This window comes from Streptomyces sp. NPDC012769 (assembly GCF_042901205.1).
In the GTDB taxonomy this organism is placed as follows: Bacteria; Actinomycetota; Actinomycetes; order Streptomycetales; family Streptomycetaceae; genus Streptomyces.
In genome coordinates this window covers 512,069-536,427 of the sequence record NZ_JBIBCP010000002.1, presented here as the reverse complement: position 1 = coordinate 536,427, position 24,359 = coordinate 512,069, and the positions used below count along the sequence as shown (strand labels likewise).

26 protein-coding genes and 1 pseudogene are annotated in these 24,359 nt (G+C 72.2%); 10 read left to right on the top strand and 17 right to left on the bottom strand.

The genetic code is table 11. The features are described 5' to 3' along the window. Nucleotides 1-41: 41 nt before the first annotated feature. On the top strand, nt 42-452 hold the full coding sequence (locus ACFY7C_RS11255; protein ID WP_389647283.1) for a Fur family transcriptional regulator: 411 nt from the start codon (nt 42-44) through the stop codon (nt 450-452). An 84-nt stretch (nt 453-536) separates the two neighbouring features. Here ACFY7C_RS11255 and ACFY7C_RS11250 read toward each other — a convergent pair whose 3' ends face one another. The 6 genes from ACFY7C_RS11250 to ACFY7C_RS11225 form a co-directional block, all read right to left on the bottom strand. After that, the gene (locus ACFY7C_RS11250; RefSeq protein ID WP_389647280.1) at nt 537-1,043 is read right to left on the bottom strand and encodes a YcxB family protein; all 507 of its coding nucleotides are present in this window, start codon (nt 1,041-1,043) and stop codon (nt 537-539) included. Nucleotides 1,044-1,062: 19 nt separating this feature from the next. Next, complete coding sequence (locus ACFY7C_RS11245) at nt 1,063-1,887, bottom strand: isoprenyl transferase (RefSeq protein WP_389647277.1); 825 nt, start codon at nt 1,885-1,887, stop codon at nt 1,063-1,065. A 13-nt stretch (nt 1,888-1,900) separates the two neighbouring features. Next, nucleotides 1,901-2,650: a DNA repair protein RecO gene (gene recO, locus ACFY7C_RS11240; RefSeq protein ID WP_389647274.1), complete on the bottom strand. Its 750-nt coding sequence runs from the start codon at nt 2,648-2,650 to the stop codon at nt 1,901-1,903. An 83-nt stretch (nt 2,651-2,733) separates the two neighbouring features. Further along, nucleotides 2,734-4,053, bottom strand: coding sequence for a S8 family serine peptidase (locus ACFY7C_RS11235; RefSeq protein WP_389647271.1), 1,320 nt, complete (start codon nt 4,051-4,053; stop codon nt 2,734-2,736). A gap of 175 nt (nt 4,054-4,228) precedes the next feature. Continuing rightward, on the bottom strand, nt 4,229-4,444 hold the full coding sequence (locus tag ACFY7C_RS11230; protein ID WP_389647268.1) for a hypothetical protein: 216 nt from the start codon (nt 4,442-4,444) through the stop codon (nt 4,229-4,231). Further along, nucleotides 4,441-4,680, bottom strand: a complete 240-nt coding sequence (locus ACFY7C_RS11225; protein ID WP_389647265.1) for a hypothetical protein — start codon at nt 4,678-4,680, stop codon at nt 4,441-4,443. The genes ACFY7C_RS11230 and ACFY7C_RS11225 overlap by 4 nt, the downstream gene beginning before the upstream one ends. 117 nt (nt 4,681-4,797) lie before the next feature. On the opposite strand from ACFY7C_RS11225, the pseudogene ACFY7C_RS11220 reads away from it, so the two are divergent. The 3 genes and pseudogenes from ACFY7C_RS11220 to ACFY7C_RS11210 all read left to right on the top strand — a co-directional run bounded on the left by ACFY7C_RS11220 (nt 4,798) and on the right by ACFY7C_RS11210 (nt 6,719). Beyond that, a pseudogene (locus ACFY7C_RS11220) lies at nt 4,798-5,638 on the top strand (Scr1 family TA system antitoxin-like transcriptional regulator). Next, nucleotides 5,614-5,889 (top strand): DUF397 domain-containing protein, encoded by a 276-nt coding sequence (locus tag ACFY7C_RS11215; RefSeq protein WP_389647262.1) that lies wholly within the window; start codon nt 5,614-5,616, stop codon nt 5,887-5,889. Before ACFY7C_RS11220 ends, ACFY7C_RS11215 begins: the two are co-directional and overlap by 25 nt. Beyond that, on the top strand, nt 5,886-6,719 hold the full coding sequence (locus ACFY7C_RS11210; protein ID WP_389647259.1) for a hypothetical protein: 834 nt from the start codon (nt 5,886-5,888) through the stop codon (nt 6,717-6,719). Before ACFY7C_RS11215 ends, ACFY7C_RS11210 begins: the two co-directional genes overlap by 4 nt. Here ACFY7C_RS11210 and ACFY7C_RS11205 read toward each other — a convergent pair. Continuing rightward, nucleotides 6,707-7,234, bottom strand: a complete 528-nt coding sequence (locus ACFY7C_RS11205) for a hypothetical protein (RefSeq protein ID WP_389647256.1) — start codon at nt 7,232-7,234, stop codon at nt 6,707-6,709. The two genes, ACFY7C_RS11210 and ACFY7C_RS11205, sit on opposite strands and share 13 nt — an antisense overlap. A gap of 86 nt (nt 7,235-7,320) precedes the next feature. On the opposite strand from ACFY7C_RS11205, the gene ACFY7C_RS11200 reads away from it, so the two are divergent. Then, entirely contained in the window at nt 7,321-7,878 is a 558-nt protein-coding gene (locus tag ACFY7C_RS11200) for a GNAT family N-acetyltransferase (protein ID WP_389647252.1), read from the top strand. On the opposite strand, the gene ACFY7C_RS11195 is transcribed toward ACFY7C_RS11200, so the two are convergent. Genes ACFY7C_RS11195 through ACFY7C_RS11180 form a run of 4 tightly spaced genes read right to left on the bottom strand, consistent with a single transcriptional unit; the run spans nt 7,844 to nt 11,055 of the window. Next, on the bottom strand, nt 7,844-8,521 hold the full coding sequence (locus tag ACFY7C_RS11195; RefSeq protein WP_389647249.1) for a class I SAM-dependent methyltransferase: 678 nt from the start codon (nt 8,519-8,521) through the stop codon (nt 7,844-7,846). The two genes, ACFY7C_RS11200 and ACFY7C_RS11195, sit on opposite strands and share 35 nt — an antisense overlap. Beyond that, nucleotides 8,518-9,615, bottom strand: coding sequence for a sensor histidine kinase (locus ACFY7C_RS11190; RefSeq protein ID WP_389647246.1), 1,098 nt, complete (start codon nt 9,613-9,615; stop codon nt 8,518-8,520). The genes ACFY7C_RS11195 and ACFY7C_RS11190 overlap by 4 nt, the downstream gene beginning before the upstream one ends. After that, nucleotides 9,608-10,303 (bottom strand): response regulator transcription factor, encoded by a 696-nt coding sequence (locus ACFY7C_RS11185; RefSeq protein ID WP_389647243.1) that lies wholly within the window; start codon nt 10,301-10,303, stop codon nt 9,608-9,610. The genes ACFY7C_RS11190 and ACFY7C_RS11185 overlap by 8 nt, the downstream gene beginning before the upstream one ends. A 23-nt stretch (nt 10,304-10,326) precedes the next feature. Beyond that, nucleotides 10,327-11,055: a VanZ family protein gene (locus tag ACFY7C_RS11180; protein WP_389647240.1), complete on the bottom strand. Its 729-nt coding sequence runs from the start codon at nt 11,053-11,055 to the stop codon at nt 10,327-10,329. 90 nt (nt 11,056-11,145) lie between these two features. Between ACFY7C_RS11180 and ACFY7C_RS11175 the strand changes: the two genes are divergently transcribed. The 3 genes from ACFY7C_RS11175 to ACFY7C_RS11165 all read left to right on the top strand — a co-directional run bounded on the left by ACFY7C_RS11175 (nt 11,146) and on the right by ACFY7C_RS11165 (nt 15,014). Further along, on the top strand, nt 11,146-11,967 hold the full coding sequence (locus ACFY7C_RS11175) for a hypothetical protein (protein WP_389647237.1): 822 nt from the start codon (nt 11,146-11,148) through the stop codon (nt 11,965-11,967). Nucleotides 11,968-12,121: 154 nt separating this feature from the next. After that, nucleotides 12,122-13,495, top strand: a complete 1,374-nt coding sequence (locus ACFY7C_RS11170; protein ID WP_389647234.1) for an FAD-dependent oxidoreductase — start codon at nt 12,122-12,124, stop codon at nt 13,493-13,495. Between the two features lie 106 nt (nt 13,496-13,601). Beyond that, nucleotides 13,602-15,014 carry a LuxR family transcriptional regulator gene (locus ACFY7C_RS11165; protein ID WP_389647231.1) on the top strand — a complete coding sequence of 471 codons (1,413 nt, stop codon included), beginning with the start codon at nt 13,602-13,604 and terminating at the stop codon, nt 15,012-15,014. A 12-nt stretch (nt 15,015-15,026) separates the two neighbouring features. Here ACFY7C_RS11165 and ACFY7C_RS11160 read toward each other — a convergent pair whose 3' ends face one another. The 3 genes from ACFY7C_RS11160 to leuA all read right to left on the bottom strand — a co-directional run bounded on the left by ACFY7C_RS11160 (nt 15,027) and on the right by leuA (nt 19,189). Then, entirely contained in the window at nt 15,027-15,722 is a 696-nt protein-coding gene (locus ACFY7C_RS11160; protein ID WP_389647228.1) for a TerB family tellurite resistance protein, read from the bottom strand. 156 nt (nt 15,723-15,878) lie between these two features. Then, a complete protein-coding gene (locus tag ACFY7C_RS11155) occupies nt 15,879-17,198 on the bottom strand; it encodes a choice-of-anchor A family protein (RefSeq protein WP_389647225.1) in 1,320 nt (439 codons plus the stop codon). A gap of 227 nt (nt 17,199-17,425) precedes the next feature. Continuing rightward, on the bottom strand, nt 17,426-19,189 hold the full coding sequence (gene leuA / locus ACFY7C_RS11150; RefSeq protein ID WP_389647222.1) for a 2-isopropylmalate synthase: 1,764 nt from the start codon (nt 19,187-19,189) through the stop codon (nt 17,426-17,428). A 295-nt stretch (nt 19,190-19,484) separates the two neighbouring features. On the opposite strand from leuA, the gene ACFY7C_RS11145 reads away from it, so the two are divergent. Together ACFY7C_RS11145 and ACFY7C_RS11140 are read left to right on the top strand one after the other, a co-directional pair. Then, a complete protein-coding gene (locus ACFY7C_RS11145; RefSeq protein ID WP_389647219.1) occupies nt 19,485-20,534 on the top strand; it encodes a M4 family metallopeptidase in 1,050 nt (349 codons plus the stop codon). A 27-nt stretch (nt 20,535-20,561) separates the two neighbouring features. Beyond that, on the top strand, nt 20,562-20,834 hold the full coding sequence (locus ACFY7C_RS11140) for a protealysin inhibitor emfourin (protein WP_389647216.1): 273 nt from the start codon (nt 20,562-20,564) through the stop codon (nt 20,832-20,834). 77 nt (nt 20,835-20,911) lie between these two features. Here ACFY7C_RS11140 and era read toward each other — a convergent pair whose 3' ends face one another. The 3 genes from era to ACFY7C_RS11125 form a co-directional block, all read right to left on the bottom strand. Next, entirely contained in the window at nt 20,912-21,871 is a 960-nt protein-coding gene (era, locus tag ACFY7C_RS11135; RefSeq protein WP_382745796.1) for a GTPase Era, read from the bottom strand. A 21-nt stretch (nt 21,872-21,892) separates the two neighbouring features. After that, nucleotides 21,893-22,876 carry a DUF916 domain-containing protein gene (locus tag ACFY7C_RS11130; RefSeq protein WP_389647212.1) on the bottom strand — a complete coding sequence of 328 codons (984 nt, stop codon included), beginning with the start codon at nt 22,874-22,876 and terminating at the stop codon, nt 21,893-21,895. A 62-nt stretch (nt 22,877-22,938) separates the two neighbouring features. After that, entirely contained in the window at nt 22,939-24,282 is a 1,344-nt protein-coding gene (locus tag ACFY7C_RS11125) for a beta-xylosidase (protein WP_389647210.1), read from the bottom strand. Nucleotides 24,283-24,359 lie beyond the last annotated feature (77 nt).

Genomic DNA, 24,359 nt, shown 5'->3' with positions numbered 1-24,359 from the left:
GGCAGAATGGCGGGGGCACACAAGGATTCAAGGAGGCCCCCGTGGTGACGGCAGGACCCCCCGTACGAGGCCGCTCGACCAAGCAGCGGGCCGCCGTCTCGGCGGCGCTGAACGAGGTGGACGAGTTCCGCAGCGCTCAGGAACTGCACGACATGCTCAAGCACCGCGGCGACTCCGTAGGCCTCACCACCGTCTACCGCACGCTGCAGTCCCTGGCCGACGCCGGCGAGGTCGACGCGCTGCGCACCAGCGACGGCGAGACGGTCTACCGCCGCTGCTCGACCGGCGAGCACCACCACCATCTGGTCTGCCGCGTCTGCGGCAAGGCCGTGGAGGTGGAGGGCCCGGCCGTGGAGCAGTGGGCGGAGACGATCGCGGCCGAGCACGGCTTCGTGAACGTGGCGCACACGGTCGAGATCTTCGGCACCTGCGCGGAGTGCGCGGCGAAGTAGTTCTTCCCGGCCGTACGCATGGCTGTACGCGAAGGGCCCGCACCGGTTTCGTCCGGTGCGGGCCCTCTCCCGTACGCGTACGTCTCACATGCGGGTGATGTTCCGGTCCAGGAGCTCCCGCAGCCGGTCGACGTCGGCGGGGTCGGCGAGCCCGCGCTTGGGCAGGGCCGCGATGCCCGCGCGGCCCTTGTCGCCGGAGAGCAGCACGAACTGCGTCGGGGTCTCGAAGTAGCGGGGCGTCATCTGCCAGCGGGCAGTCGTCTCGAGGACGCCCGTCACCCAGCGCACCCCGTCCTCGTCGAGGCTCGCGCGGTGCTCGCCCTGCCGCTCGACCATCGCGTACACCTGCCGGGCGGTCAGCCGGACCGTCAGCGGCTTGAGGACGACCACGAGCAGGCCGAGCCCGCCCAGCAGGATCGCGCCCCCGACGTCCGGCTCGGCCGGCCCGGTCAGCAGCAGGGCGGTGGCCAGGAACGCCAGCCCGGCGGCGAGCGGCATCAGCCACCGCAGCAGCCGGAACGAACCATGCCGCAGCTGCACCCGTACGGCGTCGACGATGTCCTCACGCGTCGGCGTGTAGACCAGCTCCATCACACCCCCCGGTTCCCGCTCAGGCCTTGTCGAGGACGGCGAGGTCCGCCGGGTCCACGCCGCCGAAGCGGCGGTCGCGCTGGGCGTACTCGACGCACGCCCGCCACAGGTCGCGGCGGTCGAAGTCGGGCCACAGGACGTCCTGGAAGACCATCTCGGCGTACGCGCTCTGCCAGATCAGGTAGTTCGAGGTGCGCTGCTCGCCGCTGGGGCGGAGGAAGAGGTCGACGTCCGGCATGTCCGGGTAGTACAGGTACTTCTGGATGGTCTTCTCGGTGATCTTCGCCGGGTCGAGCCGCCCCGCCTTCACGTCCTCCGCCAGCGCCTGCGCCGCGTCGGTGAGCTCCGCACGGCCGCCGTAGTTCATGCAGAAGTACAGCGTGAGCCGGGTGTTGTCCTTGGTCTGCTCCTGGGCGACCTGGAGCTCCTTGGCCACGGACTTCCACAGCCTGGGCATGCGGCCCACCCAGCGCACCCGGACGCCGAGCTCGTCGAGCTGGTCGCGGGACTTGCGGATGAAGTCCCGGTTGAAGTTCATCAGGAAGCGCACCTCCTCGGGCGAGCGCTTCCAGTTCTCCGTGGAGAAGGCGTACAGCGAGATCGAGCCGATCCCCATCTCGATCGCGCCCTGGAGCACGTCGAGCACCTGCTCGGCGCCGACCTTGTGCCCCTCGGTGCGGGGCAGGCCGCGCTCCTTGGCCCAGCGGCCGTTGCCGTCCATGACGATCGCGACGTGCTCGGGCACCAGCTCCGGCTGGAGCTTCGGCGGGCGGGCACCGGACGGGTGCGGCTCGGGGGTGCTGTACTCCCGTCGCTGCCGCCCGAGGAGTCGTGCGATGGCCATGGCGTGGTCTCTCCTAGCTCTTCTCTACGTACCGCAGCGAGCGCAGTCCGCGCTCCAGGTGCCAGTGCAGATAGGCGGACACCAGTCCGCTGCCCTCCCTGACGTGACGCGGCTCGCAGGCGTCCGCCGTCTCCCAGTCGCCGGTGAGCAGCGCGCTGAGCAGGCCTACGGCCTCCGCAGAGGGTACGACGCTTCCGGGCACCCGGCAGTCCGCGCAGATCACTCCGCCCGCTGCGACCGAAAAGAAGCGGTTCGGCCCGGGAAGTCCGCATTTGGCGCAGTCCTCGAAGCTGGGCGCGTAGCCGTTCACGGCGAGCGAGCGGAGCAGGAAGGCGTCGAGGATGAGGTGGGGGGCGTGCTCCCCGCGCGCGAGGGTGCGCAATCCGCCCACGAGCAGCAGGTACTGCTGCACGGCAGGCTCGCCCTCGTGATCGGTGAACCGTTCCGCCGTCTCCAGCATGGCGGTCCCCGCGGTGTAGCGGGCGTAGTCCGTGACGATCCCGCTGCCGTACGCGGCGATGGTCTCGCTCTGCGTGCACAGCGGAAGTCCGCGCCCGACCAGCTCACTCCCCCGGGCGAAGAACTGCACGTCGACGTGCGAGAACGGTTCGAGCCGCGCCCCGAACTTCGACTTGGTCCGCCGCACCCCGCGCGCGACGGCGCGTACGCGCCCGTGACCGCGCGTGAGCAGCGTGATGATGCGGTCCGCTTCACCCAGCTTCTGGGTGCGCAGCACGATGCCGTCGTCGCGGAACAGACTCATGGCCCCATTGTCCCGTACGACGGGGAAGCCCCGGGCGGGTACCCGGGGCTTCCTTCTCACGCGGAGTCGTCGACAGGGGTGGCTCAATAGCCACCGGCGTGGACGAGGTGTCCGTAGTAGCGGCCGGTGACGGGCGCGTTCGGGTCGCCGGCGAAGCCGTACGAGGCGGGCTGGGCCGCGGCGTCGGCGCGGAGCCTGGCGATCACACCGGTCGGGGACGGGTCCGTGCACTGCCCGGTGGCGAGGCACAGCGCGGCCGCGCCGGCGACGTGCGGGGAGGCCATCGAGGTGCCGGAGTAGACCGTCGTGCCGATGCTCCTGCGCGTGGACCGGATGCACACGCCCGGACCGGCCATGGTGTGGGCGGCGTCCGCGGTGCTCACGGCGAAATTGGAGAAGTTCGCCGCGGTGTCGTCCTGGTTGCTCGTCCGGCAGGTCGCGGCGGCGCCGCCGCCGGGCTGCCCGTTGAAGTCGGCCGTCGCGGTCACGGCGAGGACCTCGTCGAAGGCGGCGGGGGTGTGGTTCGCGAGGTCCTCGGTCTCGTTGCCGGCCGCGACCACGACCGTGACTCCGGCGCCGTTCACCACACGGCACATCGCCTGGTGCTCCGGGTCGTTGTCGGTGAACCCGCAGTTGCCGTCGTCGGCGCCGTCGCCGCCGAGACTCATGTTCGCGACCTTGATGCCGAGCGGGCCGGCGTTCTGCGCCAGCCAGTCGAGCCCGCAGACGATGGTGGAGGTGAACCCGCCGCCGCTGGCCCCGAGCACCTTCACCGCGTAGAGCCGGGCCCCGGGCACGACCCCGACGACGTCGTCGCCGTTGTCCCGGGCGGCGACGGTACCGGCCACGTGGGTGCCGTGGCCGTTGTTGTCCCGCCACGCGCCGGGCCGCGAGGGATCCATGCAGTTGATCCCGCCGGCCACGTTGAGGTCAGGGTGCCGGTCGTCGATCCCCGTGTCGATGATCGCCACCGCCGTGTCGACGGCACCCGTCCCGTTCCCGGCGGCCGTGCTGCTCACGTCGGCCTGGACCCGGTCCACCCCGGTCGGCAGGACCTGCTGGGTCGCCTGCACGGGCCGGTCGGGGGCCACCGCCCGCACGCCCGGTGCCGCCCGCAGCGCGGCCACCTGGGACTCCGGCATCACCGCCGCGTACCCGACGAGGGCGTGCCGGTACCGGAGCCCCGCCCGCACCCCGTGGTTCCGGCCGTGCTCCCGCACGATCGCGTCGAGCCGGTCACGGGCCGAGTCCTCCAGGACGATCACGTACCGTCCCTCCGGCTGGGCGGCCCGCCCCTCCGTCGCCCCCGCCCCCGTGAGTCCCCCCGCCAGCAACGCCACCGCCGCCGCGGACACCGCGGCCAGTCGGTACGCCGGTCTCGCGACCGGGCCTCGTTCCGCCATGCCGAACACCTCGATTCCTTTCGTGGTCAACGAAGTGGAACTCCGCACAGGAGGCACAGGAGTTCGCGGCGACCACGTAACCGGTGCGGCGAGGCGCGTGCAGCGCGGGAGCGGCGGATGGACTAACAGGCCGTCGGCCACGGCCCGCGGACCACCCGCCGGGCGGCGACTCCGTTCAGGGGACCTCGCCCCGGCTGCGGGCGTTCACGTGCGCGGTGGCGGCGCTCAGCCGCTCGGCGGCGGTGGCGACCCGGACGCCGTCCGGGTCGCAGTCCCACTCGCGGCCGCCGCCGAGGGGACGGACCTGGAGGTAGGGCCCCTCGTGCCCCATGACGGTGCCGACCTTTCCCGTACGGATGTCGACGACGTACGCCCCGATGGGCGGTTTCATCCTCGTCCCCCTTCGTTCGTGGGCGCTCCGGCGAGCGCCGCGGCGAGCAGTCGCGCGGTGGCCGCCGTGCAGCACCCGAGTTCGATCAGCGGCCGAGGAGGATCGGCGGCGAGGGTGATGACGTCCAGCCCGAGCGAGGGCAGCGTGATTCCGGCCCGCCCGAGTGCCTCGCGCAATTCCGCCACCGCCTCTCGCGCCTCTTCAGTTTCCGTCGGCCGCATGCTGTCTTCCTTCACCAACGCGCTCCTTTCCGAATCCATTTCCCGTTTTCCGCATCCAGGGTGGGGGCCGCTCCGTAGAATCGACAGACGCGCTGGGGCAACAACTGCGTTGTGGGGTACGGGACTCAATCCATGGCCAAGGCCAAGCGGGAAGAAGCCTGGGAGTTCTTCGGCGAGCTGCTGAAGGAGAGCCGGGAGGCGGCGGGAATCTCGCAGACCGAGCTGGGGGCACGCGTGTTCGTGTCCGGGGCGTATATCGGGCTGTTCGAGCAGGGGGTCCGGAAGCCGCAGTTGGATGTGGCGAAGAGAATCGACGAGGTACTACAAACCGGCGGTATTTTCGAACGGACGTGTAGGAAGCTCATCGACAGCTCGCCGTATGCCTCGTATTTCTACGAGGTGGCCGAGCTGGAGTCGGTGGCGACGAAGATCTGCGAGTTCGCGCCGACGGTGGTGCCGGGACTGTTGCAGACACCGGAGTACGCGCGGGCGGTGACGCTGGCCGTGCACCCCTTTCGCCACAGAGGAGTACGTCGACGAGAAGGTCACCGCGCGCATCGAGCGGCAGAGCATCCTCAAGGACGCTACAAGGCCCGAGTACTGGGTCGTCCTCCACGAGAACGCGGTACTCACGCCCGTAGGCGGCCCGGCGGCCATGGCCGCGCAATTGGAGCACATCGCGGCACTGATCCGGCAGCGGTGGGTTCTCGTCACCGTGCTGCCTCGCGCGGTCGGCGCGCACGCGCACATGACCGGCACCCTCAAGCTCATGGAGTTCGCGGACCAGCCGCCAACCGCCTATACCGAGACGGAGTTTTCGGGGACTCTCCTCGACGACCCGGCTGTGGTGAAGCAGGCCCAGCGCGCCTACGATCTGCTCAGGGTCGCCGCGCTGTCGCCAGAGGCGTCCCTCGCACTGATCGAGTCGGCGGCGGAGGACTTCAGACGATGCGCGACTACGGGTACGACCTGAGCAACGCCCACTGGTTCAAGAGCAGCTACAGCAACGGCGAGGGCGGCTCCTGCGTCGAGGTCTCGTACGACTTCGCCGGCGCCGCCTGGCGCAAGAGCTCCTACAGCAACGGGTCCGGCGGCGACTGCGTCGAGGTCCTCGACGGCGTGCCCGGTGTCGTCCCCGTCCGTGACAGCAAGGTGCCGCACGGCCCCGCCCTCGTCGTACCGGCCGCCGCCTGGGCCGCGTTCGTGGCCGGGGTCAAGGGGTGACGGCTGTCTCCGTCCCGGTCCTGCGCGGCCACGGCGGCGCCCTGCTCCGGTACACGGACGGGGCACTGACGCTGCGGCGCGAGGACGAGGAGATACGGGTACCGCTGGAGGCGATCCGTTTCGTCGCCCCGGACGGTCCGGCCGTGGTCTTCGAGCTGCGGGCGCCGGGAGGCGCCCCGGGTGCCGGCTACCGGGTGGACGGCGTGAACGAGGCGGCGGCCATGCTGTTCGCCACGGCGGTGAACGACGCCGCGGCCGAACTGCCCGAGCCCGACCTGACCCTCGACGGCGCCACGCTCGTGACGACCCGCTCCCTGCGCACGCCCACCGCCCCGCGAACCCCGCTCAGCACCGGGGAGAAGGCCAGGGGCCTCGGCTGGGGCCTGGCGGCCTTCGGTCCCGGTCTCACGGGGCTCATCGCCATGAGCGTGCTGGTCGTCGCCAACGGCGAGCCGGGCGCGCTCGTCCTCTCCGTGATCCTGGGGGTCGTGGCGATCCTCCTCAACCTCTTCAGCGTCTACACCATGGAGCGGGCCTTCCAGATGTGGTGGCTCCTCCGGCGCGGCATCACGGTGATGGCGGTGCGCACGAGCCCGTACGGCAAGTCGGGGACGTACACGTACACGGACGCGACCGGCAGGACTTACTCCTACTTCCGTCAGGCGTACGCGAGCGAGATCGAGATCTGCTACCACCCGGACGCCCCCGGCACGGCGGTCGGTGTCTATCCGCCCTTCGTCCGCGTGCTGGTCGCGCTCGTGTCCCTGATCCTCTGGGCCGCCACGCTCGGTCTCGTCTACCTGATGATCCTCATGGGTCAGAACATCTGACCCGCGCGCCCGACGGGAACGCGCACGGCGTAGACATCGATGCCGACCTCGCCCGTCGAGGCCGAGATGTAGACGCTGCCGTCGAGGGCGAGCATGCTGAATCCCGGGTGACCGGCGTACACGCCGAGGAAGGCGGACTGCGCGCCCCTCCCCATGACGTCCCAGCGCTCCAGGAGCCGGACGCGGGTCCAGACCCAGGGCGCGGCGCCGCCGAAGTTCACCCGGTGGATCGCATCCCGGTGGGTCCTCGTGCCCTGGGGAAGGCGCACGAGGAACTCCCGGCGGTGGTCGAAGAGGCCGGCGGAGACGGCGAGCTCGTACCAGTCCTCGTTGAGGCGCTCGATGAGCCTCGGGGTTTTGTACGCGTGGGAGAAACCACCCACGAAGTCTTCCGGGCCGTGCCCGGTGACGAAGGGGACCGCCGACGCGGCGGCGGCGTCCGGGTCCGGGACGACCTCCAGGCCGGCGCGCCTCAGCGGCCGGTGCACCTTGCGTTCACGCTCTTGTCTGCCCATCGGGCCCCATCCAATACAGCGGCTGGGCGCCCGCGCAAAGGCAATTCGCTTGCCGGAGGGACCCGGGCTGTGGTGATCCTGCCCGCATGGATTCTGCGCCGCGGCCCCCTCAGGTGATCGAGATCGACGACCGTCTCACCCTCCGTCGCTTCGACGGCGAGGCGGACCTCCCCGAGCTGCACCGGGTCATCGACGAGTCGCTCGACCATCTGCGGCCGTGGATGGCGTGGGTCGACGACCACAGCCCGGCCGGCACCCTGGCCTTCCTCGCGCGGCGCGCGGAACTCTGGGAGGCCGGCAAGGAGTTCTCGTACGCGATCGTGCTCGACGGGACGATGTCCGGCGCGTGCCAGCTCCACCGGCGCGAGGACACCCCGGGCGACGCGTACGAGATCGGCTACTGGCTCCACCCGGCCGCGACCGGCCGGGGCGTGGCGGCCCGCGCCGCCCGGGCCCTGGCCGAGACGGCCTTCCGGCTGCCGGGCGTCGAGCAAGTCCTCGTCGTGCACGAACCGGGCAACGAGCGCAGCGCCGCCGTCGCCGCCCGCCTCGGCTGCACCGAACAGGGGCGGCTGCGGGACGCCGACGGCGAGTTCCGCGTCTGGCGACTCACCCGGGCCGACCTGGCACGGGTCCGGGGCTGACCGCGAGGAAGGTCCCGTACCGCCGTTTCTGTCCCGGCGCCGGCTCCTGGGTGAGGCGGGCCGTCACGACGAAACCGGCCTCTTCCAGCAGCCGGACGATCCGGTCCGGGGGCAGGAAGTGGGAGTCGAACGACACGGGGAGCCCGCCGTACGCCTCGGTGTGGTGACGGCACTCGCCCTCCCCGTCGTCCTCACCCACATGGCCGGCGATCATGAGCCGGCCGCCGGGGGCGAGGACGCGGCGGAACTCGGCGTAGACGGCGGGCAGGAGCTCCGGGGGCACGTGGTGGGTCGAGTAGTACGCGAGGATTCCGGCGAGGGCGACGTCGGCGACCGGGAGGGCGGTCATCGACCCGACGGCGAAGCCGAGTTCCGGGTGCGCGCGGCGGGCGAGGGCGACCATCCGGGGTGACAGATCGATCCCGAAGGCGTCCGCCCCCGCCCGCGCGAGATACGCGGTCACCCTTCCCGGCCCGCACCCCACGTCGGCGACGGGACCGCCCTCGACGGTCTCGGCGAACGCGTCCAGCATCCGCCGGGAGAGCGGATCAAGGCGGTCCGGTGCGGGCACGGTCTGCACGTAGGCGTCGGCGACGGTGTCGTACGAGCTCCGCACCGCCCGGAGGTAAGGGGTCTCGGTCACCCGCCCGACTCTAGAGGCCGCGCCGTGGCGGGGAGCAGCACCGTGACGAGGAGGCCGCCGGCGGGGCGGGGGGCGAGGTCGAGGATGCCGTCGTGGGCGCGGACGATGCTCTGCACGATGGCCAGGCCGAGGCCGACGCCGGCGTGCTCGTCGGTGCGGGCGCGTTCCGTGCCACGCTGGAAGGGTTCGACGAGGGTCGGCACCAGGTCCGGTGGAAGCGGATGGCCCGTGTTCTCGACGCACAGCACGCTCGTGTCGCCCCGCGTCTCGATGTGGACCGTGACGGTGCCGCCGGTGGGGAGGTTGTGGACGACGGCGTTCTGGACGAGGTTCGTCACCATCCGCAGCAGGAGTTCCTCGGAGCCGGTGGTCCAGGTCTCGCCTCCGATGACGTCGAGGGTGATCCCACGCTGTTCGGCGAGCGGAAGCAGGGTTTCGGCGGCCTCCTCGGCGACGAGGGAGAGGTCGACTCTCGCGCGGCGGAAGGTTCCGCGGTCGCTGCGGCTGAGCAGCAGGAGCGCCTCGGTGAGGCCGATCGCGCGGGTGTTGACGGCCTGGAGGCGGGCGAGGAGCTCGTCGCGGTCCCGGGTGGGGTCCTTGCGGGCGACGTCGAGCAGGGTCTGCGAGATGGCGAGCGGGGTGCGCAGTTCGTGGGAGGCGTTCGCGGCGAACCTCCGCTGCTCGGAGACGTGCGACTCGAGCTCGCCGAGCATGGTGTCGAAGGCGTCGGCGAGTTCGCGGAACTCGTCCCGGCGTCCTTCCATCCTGATCCGGTGGGACAGCGATCCCCACGCGGCCAGCCGTGCCGCAGCCGTGATCCGGGTGAGCGGCGCGAGCATCCGGCCGGCCAGGATCCATCCCCCGACGAGGCCGAAGACGAGCAGGAAGAGCATCGCCAGGGCCGCGGCGGGCGCGAAGGTCCGCACGAGGAGGTAGCGGTTGGGCGCGATCCCCAGCAGCCCCTGGGAGTTGTCGGGGACGTAGCGCAGCAGGAAGCCCCACACCACGGCGAGCAGCAGACCGCCGGCGACGGCGAGGAACCCGGCGTAGCTGAGGGTGAGCTTCAGCCGGACGCTGAGTCCGGGCCTACGCATGCGGACGGCCGGTGCCGGTCGTGCCGGTCGCGGTGTCGATGCGGTAGCCGACGCCCGGGACCGTGGCGATGATCCACGGCTCGCCGAGCCGCTTGCGGAGGGCGGAGACGGTGATGCGGACGGCGTTGGTGAAGGGGTCGGCGTTCTCGTCCCAGGCCCGTTCGAGCAGCTCCTCGGAGCTGACGACCCCGCCCTCGGCGGCGACGAGGACGTCGAGCACGGCGAACTGCTTGCGGGTGAGCGCGACATAGCGTCCGTCGCGGAAGACCTCCCGGCGGAAGGGGTCCAGCCGCAGGCCCGCGATCTCGCGGACCGGGGGCCGGGCGTAGGCGCGCCTGCGGTCGAGCGCCCGCAGGCGCAGGACGAGCTCCCGCAGCTCGAACGGCTTGGTGAGGTAGTCGTCGGCGCCGAGCTCGAACCCGGACGCCTTGTCGTCGATCCGGTCGGCGGCCGTGAGCATGAGGATCGGGATGCCGCTGCCGGAGGCGACGATGCGCCGGGCGACCTCGTCACCGGAGGGGCCGGGGATGTCGCGGTCGAGGACCGCGAGGTCGTAGGAGTTGACGCTGAGCAGTTCGAGGGCGGAGTCGCCGTCGCCCGCGATGTCGGCGGCGATCGCCTCCAGCCGGAGGCCGTCACGGACGGCCTCGGCCAGGTAGGGCTCGTCCTCCACGATCAGTACGCGCATGCCCGCAGCCTAGGCAGCACCACCTATCGCCGACATATGCGACGGCGTGGGTCCACCGGAACGGGCCGGTCCGAAGGGGCCTGTGCCGTCGTGCGCCACCAGCGGCGCGACGCCAGCCCGGCCAGCACGGCACCGGTGGCGTTGACCAGGACGTCGTCCACGGAGGACACCCGGTCGAGCCGCAGGACGTACTGCGCGGTCTCCACCAGGACCGAGCAGCCGACGCCGAGCGCCAGGATCCGCGGCACGGACGCCAGGGCCGCGAACCGTATCGGACCGAAGAACCCCAGCGACGCGAAGACCAGCAGATTGCCGACGATCCCCAGCGACCCCATCGTGACCAGGTCCCGCAGCGGTACGAGACTCACCCGGCCGGGCACCACACCCGCGCCCTCACCCGGCATCAGGATCAGCCACAGGAACGGCACCGTCCCGTGGACCATCCCCACCTCGGCCAGTGCTCTCCGCCACGCCCCCGCGCCCGTGCCCCCGCCCGCACGCCGCCGATAGGCCCACGCCAGGGCCCCCGCCACCAACACGGCCGGCGGCAGCGTCACCAGCGTCATGAGCACCACCCCGTTGAACGTGCCGAGGCAGTGGTCCCACTGCCCGGCCATGCAGGCCGGAGCGGACATCATCAGCGGCCGCCGCAAAACGAAAAGGCCGCCGCCCACACCGAGGACGGCCAGCCCGAGGAGCACGATCCGGCGGGTGCGGCGCGGCGGCGCCGCCAGGGATGCGTCGTGGTTCATACCTCAAGGGAAGACCAGGGCCGGTTGCGGCGGCGTATCCGATTCTCGATACACCCGCGATACACCGCCCTCCGCCCCTACGATCCCCCCATGTCGATCATCGCGTCCATACCCGTGCTCCGGGGCCGTGACGGCGTCGTCCTGAGCGCCGTCAGCCGAGGTCTGATCCTGGAACGGCCCCGTGAGGAGCTCACGATCCCCGGCGAGGCGATCGCGGACGCGCGGGCCGAGGGGAGGACGCTGGTCATCGAGCTGCGGGCACCGGCCGGGGCGACGCCGGTGGTGCACCGGATCGAGGACGTGGCGGAGGACGCCGCCGTCGCGTTCGCCGAGGGGGTGAACGCCCTGAGGCTCGAACCGGCCGAGGAGATCGACGGCAACGCCCTCGTCGTCGTGCACACCCTCAAGACGGTGGCGCGCGAGACGTTCGTGCGCCGCTTCAAGTGGTTCCTGATCGGCTGTCTCGCGGCGGTGGTGGCGCTGTGCGTGGTCTGCGCGGCCGCCGGAAGCGCCGGCCACGCCATCGGCATCGTGCCGATCGGCTTCCTGACGACCGCGGCCCTCGGCTTCGGCGTGTACGAGGCGAGGGCCTGGCTCCGCGGGCGGCGCCTGTGGAAGCACGGCGTCAGGACCTTCGCCAAGCCGTCCAACGCGCCGGGGGTGTATCTCTACGTCGGCGGCGACGGCGTCACCCGCACCGTGTCCGGGGAGGGTCACCGGTCGTACCTCGAGGTCGCCTACGACTCCGAGGACCCGGGGGACGTCCACGCGCCGAAGCACCCGATCATGCGGCGCTTCAACCTCACGATGGGCGCCGTCCTCCTCTTCATCGGGCTGAACGGCGTCGCGCTGCTGGCCTTCATGACCGCCGACGCCCTGACGGCAGGCGGTCTCACCGGTGACGGATCCTAGGATTCCGCCTTCTGGGACTCCGTTTGAGATCCCATAAGTCCGCCTTATGAGGCCATAGACCGGGGGCGGGTACCGATCCGCTCGACGCGTTAATTAGGGTGACCTAAGTGGCGGCGATCCTCGCCGCCGCGTCGCTTGCGAAGGGAACCCCGTCATGCCCCGCCCCCTCCGGGTCGCGATCGTCGGCGCCGGCCCCGCCGGGATCTACGCCGCTGATGCGCTGCTGAAGTCCGAGGCCGCCGCCGAACCGGGCGTGTCCATCGACCTCTTCGAGCGGATGCCCGCGCCGTTCGGCCTCATCCGCTACGGCGTCGCGCCGGACCACCCCCGCATCAAGGGCATCATCACCGCCCTCCACCAGGTCCTCGACAAGCCGCAGGTCCGCCTCTTCGGCAACGTCGACTACGGCACCGACATCCACCTCGACGACCTGCGCTCCTTCTACGACGCGGTGGTCTTCTCCACCGGCGCCATGTTCGACCGCGAGCTCCGCATCCCGGGCGTCGAGCTCGACGGCTCCCTCGGCGCCGCCGACTTCGCCTCCTGGTACGACGGTCACCCGGACGTCCCGCGCGACTGGGACCTGTCGGCCGAGAAGGTCGCCGTCCTCGGCGTCGGCAACGTGGCCCTCGACATCGCCCGCATCCTCGCCAAGACCGCCGACGAGCTGCTGCCGACCGAGATCCCGCCGAACGTCTACGAGGGGCTGAAGGCCAACAAGGCCGTGGAGATCCACGTGTTCGGCCGCCGCGGCCCGGCCCAGGCGAAGTTCAGCCCCATGGAGCTGCGCGAGCTGGACCACTCCCCGAACATCGAGGTCATCGTCAACCCCGAGGACATCGACTACGACGAGGGCTCGATCGCCGAGCGGCGCAAGAACAAGCAGACCGACATGGTCGCCAAGACCCTGGAGAACTGGGCGATCCGCGACATCGGCGACCGCCCGCACAAGCTCTTCCTGCACTTCTTCGAGTCGCCCGTCGAGATCCTCGGCGAGGACGGCAAGGTCGTCGGCCTGCGCACCGAGCGCACCGAGCTGGACGGCACCGGCAACGTCACGGGCACCGGCAAGACCACCGACTGGGACGTCCAGGCCGTCTACCGCGCCGTCGGCTACCTCTCCGACGAGCTGCCCAAGCTGCCCTGGGACACCGTCTCCGGCACCGTCCCGGACGAGGGCGGCCGGGTGATCGAGGAGGGCGGCGCGCCCATGCCCTCCACCTATGTCACCGGCTGGATCCGCCGCGGCCCCGTCGGCCTCATCGGCCACACCAAGGGCGACGCCAACGAGACCGTGGCCAACCTCCTCGACGACCACGCCAACGGCCGTCTGCTCACCCCCGAGTCCCCGCAGGAGGACGCGGTCGTGTCCTTCCTGGAGGGCAAGGGCGTCACGTACACGACGTGGGAGGGCTGGTACAAGCTCGACGCCGCCGAGAAGGCCCTCGGCGAGCCGCAGGGCCGCGAGCGCGTGAAGATCGTCGAGCGCGAGGACATGCTCCGCGCGAGCGGCGTCGACCTGGGCTGATCCGGCCGGACCGGCTGAACCGGCCGGACCCACCCCGCCGTCGCCGCGCTGCCCCCGTCCCCGGCCCGCCCTATTCTGGGAGGGCCGGGAAGGGAAGTGAGCGGCGATGGCCCTGGTCGTGTCCGTCGGGGAGCGGGGGCGCGACGCGGTGGCCCGGGAGGACTGGGCCGGGGCGTACGCGCTGCTGCACGAGGCGGACCGGCATCCCACAGGTCCCCTCGGCGCCGACGATCTGGCCGCCCTCGCCGACGCCGCCTGGTGGTCGGGCCGGGTGGACGAGTCCGTCACGGCGCGCCTTCGGGCCCATGCCGCCTACGTGGCGCGGGGGGACTGGCGCGGCGCCGGGCTCAGCGCCTGGTGGCTCGCCTTCGAGTACCGCCGGCTCGGCCGTCCCGCCGCCGCGGCGGGCTGGACGCACCGGGCCCGGCACCATCTGGAGGGCCGCCCCGACTGCCCCGAGCAGTGCTTCCTGGCCCTGACGGACGTGGCGGAGGCCGAGGAACACCACGCCACGCCCGCGGCCCTGGCCGCCGCACGCCGTATGACCGGGCTCGCCGCGCGGTCCGGCAGCCCCGACCTCGTCGCCCTGAGCCGGCAGGCCGAGTCCTCCGTGCTGATCGCCCAGGGCCGCCGCGGCGAGGGCCTCGCCCTCCTCGACGACGTGATGCGCGCGGTGACCGCGGGCGAGCTGAGCCCCCTGTTCACCGGCTGGCTGTACTCCCTCGCCCTCACCTGGGTCGCCGCCGCCGGGGACCTGGGCCGCGCGGTGCGGTGGACGGACGCGGCGACGGCCTGGTGCTCGGCCCCGTCCCACGCGCACAACCCGTTCCGCGCCGTGTGCGGGGTCCGGCACGCCGAGGTCCTCGATCTGCTCGGCGCGTGGGAGCGCGCCGAGGACCGGGCGCGGCACGTGCTCCACGAGGTCTCCGCCGACTCTCTCGACGCGGCCGCGGCCGCCGCGTACGCGATCGGCGACATCCGGCGGCGTCGGGGGCGCCCTCAGGAGGCGGCCCGCTCGTACGCCCACGCCCATGAGCTGGGCCGGGTCCCCCAGCCGGGGCTGGCGCTGCTGCGGCTCGCGCAGGGGCGCGCGGACGCGGCGCGCGCCGGACTGCGCCTCGCCCTGGACTGTCAGAGCGACCCGCGGCACGACCTGGCCGGCCGGGCCCGGCTGCTCGCCGCGCTCACCGAGGCGACCCTCGCCCTCGGCGAGACCGGCGCCGCCGCCGAGGCCGTGGCGGAACTGGAGGGGCTCGCCGACCCGCAGCTTCCGCTGCTCACCGCCGTGGCCACCGGCGCGCGCGGGGCGCTCGCCCTCGCCCGGGGCGAGCCGGCGCACGACCCGCTGCGGCGGGCGCTCGCGCTCTGGCGGGACCTTCGCGTGCCGTACGAGGCGGCGCGCGTCCGGATGCTGCTGGCGCGGGCCGAGCGGGCGGCGGGCGACGAGGATGCGGCCCGGCGCGAAGAGGGAGCCGCCCGCGGGGTGTTCGAGCGCCTCGGCGCGGTCCCCGGCCCCTGAGCCCCGTACGCGCTACAAGGACGACGTACGCGCGGTGGCGAGCAGCCGCTCGGTGTCGTCGGCGCGGAGCGCGAGGGCGTTGCCGACCGTGCCGAGCACCTCGCGTTCCGCCGGGCTGTACGGGCCGTCCGCGAGCGCGATCCGCGCCCCCTGGAGCAGGATCGATTCGCGGCCGGCGGCGGCGAGGTGCGGGGAGAGCGGTTCGAGCGCCTCGTGCAGTTCGATGGCGAGGGCCGCTCCCCCGCTGCTCACGTCCGGCAGGAAGCGGCCGGTGTCGGCGGCGAGCGCCTCGACAAGTTCGACCAGCTGGAGCGCGGTGCAGTCGGCGAACCCGGCGGCCCGCACTCCGGTGACGGCGGTGTCCACGGCCGTACGGGAGGAGGTGCCGCCCGCCGCGAGGACGGCCAGCGCGACGGTGTGCACGGCGTCCCGGAGCATCCCCGAGAACCGGCTGGTCGTCGGATGGGCCAGCACGTCCGTACCGAAGTGGGTGTGGCAGGCGGCGCACTCGATGACCGGGCCGGCTTCGCCGCGGGGCAGCAGCGGCACGCCCAGGAGGGTGAACCGGCGGCGGCCGGTGCGGCGCCGGTAGTTGCGGTCTCCGCCGCACTCGGCGCAGAAGAACTCGCCGTCGCCGACCGTGTTCCAGGAGGTGCGAATTCCGCAGAGAACCCTGCTCCGGTCCCGTGACTTCCGCGCTGACCGCACGCCGCACCTCCCTCGACGGTCCGGCAACACTGCCGGCGTTGGCGTGATGTTAGCCACATCGATGATGTGGCGTCAGCACCTCGTCAGCAGAACGCCCCGGAGATGGCCGAGACCCGACGGACCGCCGCCGGGCCTCCGCCGGGCCCTTCCGGGGCCTCAGGAAGCCCGCTTGCGCAGCTTCGCGAAGGCCAGGAAGCCGCCGCCGACGAGGACGGCCGCTCCGGCGACGCCCATCGCGGCAGGTCCGAAGGACGAACCGGTCCGGGCGAGATCACCCTCCGGAGTGGACGACGGCGCGGGAACCGCGGCCGAGGAGGACTGTGAGGGGGCGGGAGCGGTGGTGGCCGGGGAGGAGGGCGCGGCCGAAGCGGTCGAGGTGGCGGTGGGCGTGGGGGTGGCGGTCGGGGTGGGGACGGGGGTGTCGGTCGGCCTGGGCTTCTCGGGGGTGACGACCGGGCCCGGCTCCGTCTCCCTGGGCAGGCAGCCGGTGAAGTTCATCTGGTGGGTCTCGGCGCCGGGCACGGTGATCAGTTCCTCGGCGATCACGGAGCCGTTGACGTGGCCGGGTCCGACGTTCCGGTCGCCCATCCGGACGGTGGCGTTCGGCGCGAAGAGGGTGCCGGGCCAGGAGGTGTAGTTCTTCCGCACCTGCTCGGCCTGCGGGAAGTTCCACAGCAGCCTGGAGCGGACGCTCTTGAACGCGTCGCTGCCGGCGGCGTAGTCGTCCTGGACGTAGGCGCCCTTGGCCTGGTCCCACAGCCAGACGCCGTAGGTCGGCTCGCTGTGCATGTCGTACGAGGTGCCGAGGACGTTCACGAGGGTCGACGAGCCGGCCGGGACCTTGACCGAGATCGCGCCGGCCTTCTCCAGGTCGGCGGCGCTCACGGCGAAGACGTTCAGCCGCTCGTCCGTTCCGGTGAGGAAGAGCCCCCGGCCGGTCCGGTCGGCGGCGACCGTGCCGTTCGGCTCGACCCGCGCCCAGGCGGCGGACAGGGCGCGCAGGCCCGTGAACTCCTTGCGGAAGTCGATCGGGGAGGTCGGGGAGGCGCCCTTCCCGTGCGGGCCGTCGACGGCGAAGCCGGCGCCCTTCACGGAGCGGTCGTCGAGCGCGCCGTAGACGCCGGAGCCCTTGGTCAGCACGACCTGGTTGGCGTGGAGGGTGCCGCCGACGACGAGGCTGTGGCCGCCGGGGAGCGCGGCGAGGTCGGTGGCGGTGAGCTTGTGGCCGATGGAGAAGCCCTGGCCGGTCCCGGCGTCGCCGAAGTGCGCGTCGCCGCCGACCGCGACGGCGCCCTCGGAGTCGGAGAAGCGGGTCGAGTCCTTCTCGACGAACTCGGCGTAGCGGCCGGCCGTCCCGAGCGGGTTCGTCACGCATTCCGTGCCGTCCCGGCCGGGGGCGGCGGAGGCGGCGGGGGCCCAGGTGAGGGCGGCTCCGGTCACCGCGAGAACGGCGGCCACGGCAGCGGACGTGCGCATGCGAGCTCCAGGTCGGGAGTGCGGGGGAAGGGTTGTCCGAGTGGACGAGCCGACCTTCCGGCACGGCCTGATGTGGCGTCAACTCACCCGATATGACACTGATTCCGGCATGTCGTCATGATCTTCCTTAAGCGAACCTGAAACCGTGACGCAGCTCACAAACGAAGCTGCCCCGCACCCCTCGGAAGGGATGCGGGGCGGCTTCGGTGAAGAGGGCGGGCGTCGGGTCAGCGCGCCGAGCGGTTGACCGCCGAGACGACCGCCTTCAGCGAGGCGCGGGTGGTGTTGGCGTCGATGCCGATGCCCCACAGGACCTTGCCGTCGATGGCGCACTCGATGTACGAGGCGGCCTGCGCGGAGGCGCCCTCGCTCATCGTGTGCTCCTGGTAGTCCAGCAGGCGGGCGTCCACGCCGATGGCCTGCAGCGCGGCGAAGAAGGCGGAGATCGGACCGTTGCCGGAGCCCGTCAGGACCGTCTCCACGCCGTCGACGACGGCCTCGACCTTGAGGGTGTCGGTGCCGTCCGTGTCGGAGGTCGACTGGCCGGAGCGCAGCTGGATGCGGCCCCACGGGTTGTCCGGGTTGGGCAGGTACTCGTCCTGGAAGACGGACCAGATCTCCTTCGGGGTGACCTCGCCGCCCTCGGCGTCGGTCTTGGCCTGGATGATCCTCGAGAACTCGATCTGCATCCGGCGGGGCAGCTCCAGCTTGTGGTCGTTCTTCAGGACGTACGCGATGCCGCCCTTGCCGGACTGCGAGTTGACCCGGATCACGGCCTCGTAGGAGCGGCCGACGTCCTTCGGGTCGATCGGCAGGTACGGGACGGCCCACTCGATCTCGTCGACGGTCTTGCCCTGGGCGGCCGCGTCGGCCTCCATGGCGTCGAAGCCCTTCTTGATGGCGTCCTGGTGGGAGCCGGAGAAGGCGGTGTAGACCAGGTCGCCCGCGTAGGGGTGGCGCGGGTGGACCTCCATCTGGTTGCAGTACTCGGAGGTCCGGCGGATCTCGTCGATCTGCGAGAAGTCGATCTGCGGGTCGACGCCCTGGCTGAACAGGTTCATGCCCAGGGTCACCAGGTCGACGTTGCCGGTGCGCTCGCCCTGCCCGAACAGGCAGCCCTCGATGCGGTCGGCGCCGGCCATGATCGCCAGCTCGGCCGCCGCCACGGCCGTGCCGCGGTCGTTGTGCGGGTGGACGGACAGGCAGACGTACTCGCGGCGGGTCAGGTTGCGGGACATCCACTCGAAGCGGTCCGCGTGCGTGGACGGCGTCGAACGCTCCACCGTGGCGGGCAGGTTGAGGATGATCTCGCGGCCGGGGCCGGGCTGCCAGACGTCGCAGACCGCCTCGCAGACCTCCAGGGCGAAGTCCAGCTCGGTGTCGGTGAAGATCTCCGGGCTGTACTGGTAGCCGAAGATCGTCTCCGGGCCCAGCAGCTTCTCGGCGTACTCCATCACCAGACGGGTGCCGTCGACCGCGATCTGCTTGATGTCGCCCTTGGAGCCGCGGAAGACGACCCGGCGGAAGGTGGGCGCGGTCGCGTTGTACAGGTGCACGGTGGCGCGCTTGGCGCCGACCAGGGACTCCACGGTCCGCTCGATCAGGTCCTCGCGGGCCTGGGTCAGTACGGAGATGGTGACGTCGTCCGGGATCGCGCCCTCTTCGATGATCGACCGGACGAAGGCGAAGTCGGTCTCGCCGGAGGACGGGAAGCCGACCTCGATCTCCTTGTAGCCCATGCGGACCAGCAGGTCGAACATCTCGCGCTTGCGGGCCGGGCTCATCGGGTCGATCAGGGCCTGGTTGCCGTCGCGCAGGTCGGTGGACAGCCAGCGCGGCGCCTTGGTGATGCGCTGCTCGGGCCAGGTGCGATCGGGGATGTCGACGGCCTCGTACCGCCCGTACTTGTGGACGGGCATCCCGGACGGCTTCTGCAGGTGCGTCGCGTTGGTCAGAGGCGTGGGGCGACCGGCAAACGTGGACTGAGACATTGCGTAGGGCTCCTCGGGGGTCCTGCGGGAGGGACGGCCGACTGTCGAACGCAACACCGAAACCCGCGGGGAGGGGGTCGGCCTACGACTACAGGCCCTCGCCGCGGCAGCTAAGGAGAAGCAGCCCGAAACGCATGATGTGCGTCACCATAGCCCAGGACCGGCGGAGGCGGACGTCCCGTTTCAGTATGCGGGACGGCCGTCGCGTCAAGCCCGAAACGTGACCCATCACTCCATTTCGGCAATCCTCGTCGCCGCTCGTGACAGCGCGCTCACACAGTGCCACATTGCAGGAATGACTCCCCACACGCCTGTGTTCTGCTCCATCGTCCCGCCGCACGTCCTGGAGCGGCTGGCCCGCTCCGACAACCCCGCCCACGCCGAGGCCGCCCGGCGCACCCTCGCGGTCGACGTGGCCCAGCGCACGGCCCGGGCCGGGGCCGCGCCCGCCGCCCCGTCCGGCGAGCCCTCCGACGGACCGCGCCGGACGGTGTACGACGCCCGCAACCGCACCGAGCTCCCGGGCGTGAAGGTCCGCGGCGAGGGCGACCCGGCGGGCCAGGACGCCACCGTCAACCGCGCCTACGCCGGGCTCGGCGCCACCTTCGACCTCTTCCTGAAGGCCTTCGGGCACCGCTCGATCGACGGCGCCGGGATGCCGCTCCTGGCGACGGTCCACTACGACGTGAAGTACGACAACGCCTTCTGGAACGGCGAACAGATGGTGTTCGGCGACGGCGACGGCGAGCTCTTCCTCGACTTCACCCTCCCCGTCGACGTCATCGGCCACGAGCTGGCCCACGGCTTCACCCAGCACACGTCGAACCTCGCCTACTACGGCCAGTCGGGGGCGCTGAACGAGTCCGTGTCCGATGTCTTCGGTTCGCTGGTGAAGCAGTACGCGCTCGGGCAGACCGCGGACCAGGCGGACTGGCTCATCGGGGCCGGGCTGCTCGGACCGGCGGTGGACCGGGGCACGGCGCTGCGGTCCATGAAGGCCCCGGGCACCGCGTACGACGACGACGTCCTCGGCAAGGACCCGCAGCCGGCGACCATGGACGACTACGTCCGCACCAGCTCCGACAACGGCGGCGTGCACATCAACTCGGGCATCCCCAACCACGCCTTCTACGTCCTCGCCACCGAGCTCGGCGGCAAGGCCTGGGAGCGGGCCGGGCGGATCTGGTACGACGTGATGACCGGCGGCACGCTGACCGAGGAGGCCCGGTTCTCCGAGTTCGCGCGGGCGACGGTGGCGTCGGCGCGCAGGCTGTTCGGGGACGGCGGCGACGAGGTGGAGGCGGTCCTGAAGGCCTGGTCGGTCGTCGGCGTACCGACCTCCTGACGGCCAGCCTCCTGGTACACAGGGCCCATGCGGATTTCAGTGCGGCGCACGGGCGGTTTCGCGGGCATCGAGCGGTCGGCGGAGGTGGACACCGCCGGCCGGGCCGACGCCGCCGAGTGGCACGCCCTGGCCGCGTCCGTCCTCGCCGAGTCCCTTGACGACGAGCAGGCCGCCCGGGGCGTGCCGGACGGCTTCTCGTACGAGATCACGGTCGACGGCCGGACGGTGCGCTGCCGCGACCCTCACCTCGGCGAGGCCCAGCGGGCCCTCGTCACGAGGCTTCTGAAGGAAGGCGCCTAGGGGGTGTCTCGCCGATCTTGCCGGGCTCGCGACGCCAGACGCCGCTCCCTGATCCGGCCTGATCGACAAGACACCCGCTAGAAGCCGAGCTTGCGCAGCTGCTTGGGATCCCGCTGCCAGTCCTTCGCGACCTTCACGTGGAGGTCGAGGAAGACCGGGGTCCCGAGGAGCGCCTCGATGTGCTTGCGGGACTTCATCCCGACCTCCTTCAGGCGGCTGCCCTTGGGGCCGATGATGATGCCCTTCTGGCTGGGGCGCTCGATGTACACGTTGGCGTGGATGTCGAGCAGCGGCCGGTCCGCGGGGCGGTTCTCGCGCGGCAGCATCTCCTCCACGACCACCGCGATGGAGTGCGGCAGCTCGTCCCGTACGCCTTCGAGCGCGGCCTCGCGGATCAGCTCGGCGACCATGACCATCTCGGGCTCGTCGGTGAGGTCGCCCTCGGGGTAGAGCGGCGGGGACTCCGGCAGGAGCGGGATGAGCAGGTCGGCGACGAGCTGGACCTGCTTGTCGCCGACGGCGGAGACGGGCACGATCTCGGCCCACTCGATGCCGAGCTCCCTGCCGAGCTGGTCGATGGCGATCAGCTGCTCGGCGAGGGTCTTGGAGTCGACCAGGTCGGTCTTGGTGACGATGGCGACCTTGGGGGTCTTGCGGATCTCGGCGAGCTCCTTGGCGATGAAGCGGTCGCCGGGGCCGAGCTTCTGGTCGGCGGGCAGGCAGAAGCCGATGACGTCGACCTCGGCCCAGGTGGTGCGCACGATGTCGTTGAGGCGCTCGCCGAGCAGGGTGCGCGGCTTGTGGAGGCCGGGGGTGTCGACCAGGATCAGCTGGGCGTCGGGCCGGTGCACGATGCCGCGGACGGTGTGCCGGGTGGTCTGCGGCCGGTTGGAGGTGATCGCCACCTTCTGCCCGACGAGAGCGTTCGTGAGGGTGGACTTGCCCGCGTTGGGGCGCCCGACGAAGCAGGCGAAGCCCGCCCGGTGGGGGGCGGTGTTCTCATCGGTGTCTGGGGTGCGAACGCTCATGGGGGTCATTGTCCCCGATGAGCGCCCGCCTCACGTACTCAGTGCCTTCCCGGCCGCGCGACGGCGGCGACGGCGACGGATCCGGAGGGCACCAGCCGCGGCCGCGGCACCGGTGACCAGGAGGGCGAGGGGCAGCCAGGGCACGGCGAGGAAGGAGACCCGGCCGGACGCGCGGACGTTCCCGGCGGTGGCGGTCAGGGTCAGCTCGCCCCGGTCGAACTGCGGCGGGTCCGTCCACCGCGCGGTGAGCCGGATCTTCTGCCGGGGCAGCAGTTCGGCCGGGACCCGGTCGAGGTCGCGGGAGAGCAGGGTGCGGCCGAGGAGCCCCCGGGCCTTCAGGGAGACCTTGGGGTGGAGGGTGACGTTGCCGAGGTTGTGCAGGGTGTAGGAGACGACGGCGCTGCCGGCGCGGGTGCCGGGGACGAGCGGCCGGTCCTGGTCGAGGGTGACGTCCTCGACGGCGAGGCCGGGGACGGTGGGGCCGCCCACCCGCAGATAGACGCGGGCGGCGACGGCGCGCCGTACGCCGAGGGCGACCGCCCCGCCGCCGCCGTCGTCGTCGGCGATCCGCTCGTCGAGGGCGACGACGGCGCCGGGGTGGTCGCCGGGCTCGGCGTCGGCGGGGACGGTCAGGGTGTACGGCACGGTGACGGCGGAGCGCGCCGGGACCGTGACCCGGTCGCGGGCAGGCCTGATCCAGGCTCCGGCGCCGGTCTGCCGCTCCTGCCGGGTGCGGACGGCGAAGCCGCCGTCGCGTTCGGTGTTGTAGGCGTCGGCGCCGTAGAGGAGGAAGGTGAGCGGGCCGGCGGTCTTGTTGGTGACGGTGACCCGGTCGGTGAGCGTGGCGCCGGGGTCGGCGGAGAGGTAGAAGTACGGGCGGCTGCCGAGCGTGGAGGCGGCCGGGTACACGGCCCATTCGCCGTTCTCGGCGGCGGCCGCCCGCGGCGGCGGGCCGAGGAGGACCGGGGCGGCGCTCAGCAGGAAGCTCAGGAGGAGGACGTACAGCGTGCGCACGGGTGCGGACCCCCGGGGAGGAGGAGCGGGCCGGCCGGGTGCGCGCCCGGCCCGCTGGACGGTCAGGACAGCGTCAGCGTGAGCACGCCCGCGTAGGCGCCCGGCGCGGTGAACGCCGGGACGTCGAGGGAGAGCCCCGCGTCGACGGTGAACTCGCCGCCGGTGAGGGTGCCGTTCGGCGTGGAGGCGAGGGTGGCGCCGGTGGTGCCGACCGGGCCGGAGCTGCCCGGGACGCAGGTGCTGGGGCTGCCGGCCTTGGTGGTGCAGGCCGGGGTCCAGCTGAGCTTCCCGGCGCCGATGGCGCCGCCGGGGCCGGTGAAGTCGGTGACCTTGCCGGTCAGGGACCAGCCCGCGGGGCCGCCGCGGAAGTCCTTGACGGTCACCGTCCGCAGGGCTCCGGTGGCCGCGCCGCCCTGCCCGAAGTCGACGGCGCTGAGCTGGACGGCGTCGCCGGCCTGGGTCATCGACAGTTCGCCCGCGATGACCGAGGCGGTGATCTTCTGGCTGTTCGGCGGCGTGGGGGTGTCGTCGACGACGGTGTACGCGACGGGGCCCGCGCCCTTGTCGGGGTCCCAGGCCGCGCCCTCGTACGCGACGACTCCGGTGGTCGCCTTGTCGTTGATCTTCAGGCGGGCGACGAAGCCGCCCTCGCTGTCGGTGGTGACGGTCATCCGGTCGGCTGTCTCGGCCGCTCCGGCCCGGCCGACGACGGTGACCTCGGTGAGCGGGGTGAATGTGCTGCCGCTGACGGTGACGCGGACGCCGGGTGCCCCGGAGGCGCTGTCGAGCTGGAGGGCCCGCTCGTTGGCGCCGGGCTGTGCGGTGGCCGTGACCGTCTCGGATACGGGCGCGGGCGGGTCGGTGACGGTGCAGGGGGTGTCCAGCTCCATGAGGTAGCTGGTGTGGATGTTGTAGTCGCCGGGCGCGAGGGTGATCGCGCCGGGGGCGGTGACGGTGAAGGTGCCGGTCATGGAGAAGGGCGGGAAGGAGCCCTTGCCCGGGACGGGCGGGTTCTTCTTCGGGCCGGTGACGGTGACGGACCCGGACTGGGCGCCGCCGAGGGTGACCTTGCCGCTCGGGGTCATGATGTCGGCCGGGAGGGCGAGGTCCACCGGGTTGGAGGCGGCGGGCCTGGTGACCGTGTAGGTGACGGTGACCGTGTCGCCGACCTTGGGCGCGGTGTTGTCGACGGTGATCTGTGCCGTGGTGGTGCCGTCGATCGGCGGGATGCCGGCGATCGGCGGCGGGACGCAGTGGGTGGCGAACTCCACGGGGGCGGAGGCCGGGGTGAGTGCGCCGGCCGGGGCGGCGAGCGCTCCGGCGGTGAGCGCGAGCGCGCCGGCGCCGAGGGCGGCGGTCCAGCGGCGCCGTCTTCGGGCCGCCGCGCGGCTTCGGTCGAGTGCCATGTGGGCCCCTCCTGAGGGATGAGAGGGCGCCATTGACGGGTGCGGGCCGAGAGAAGTCAAGGGAGGCGGAAGCCCTC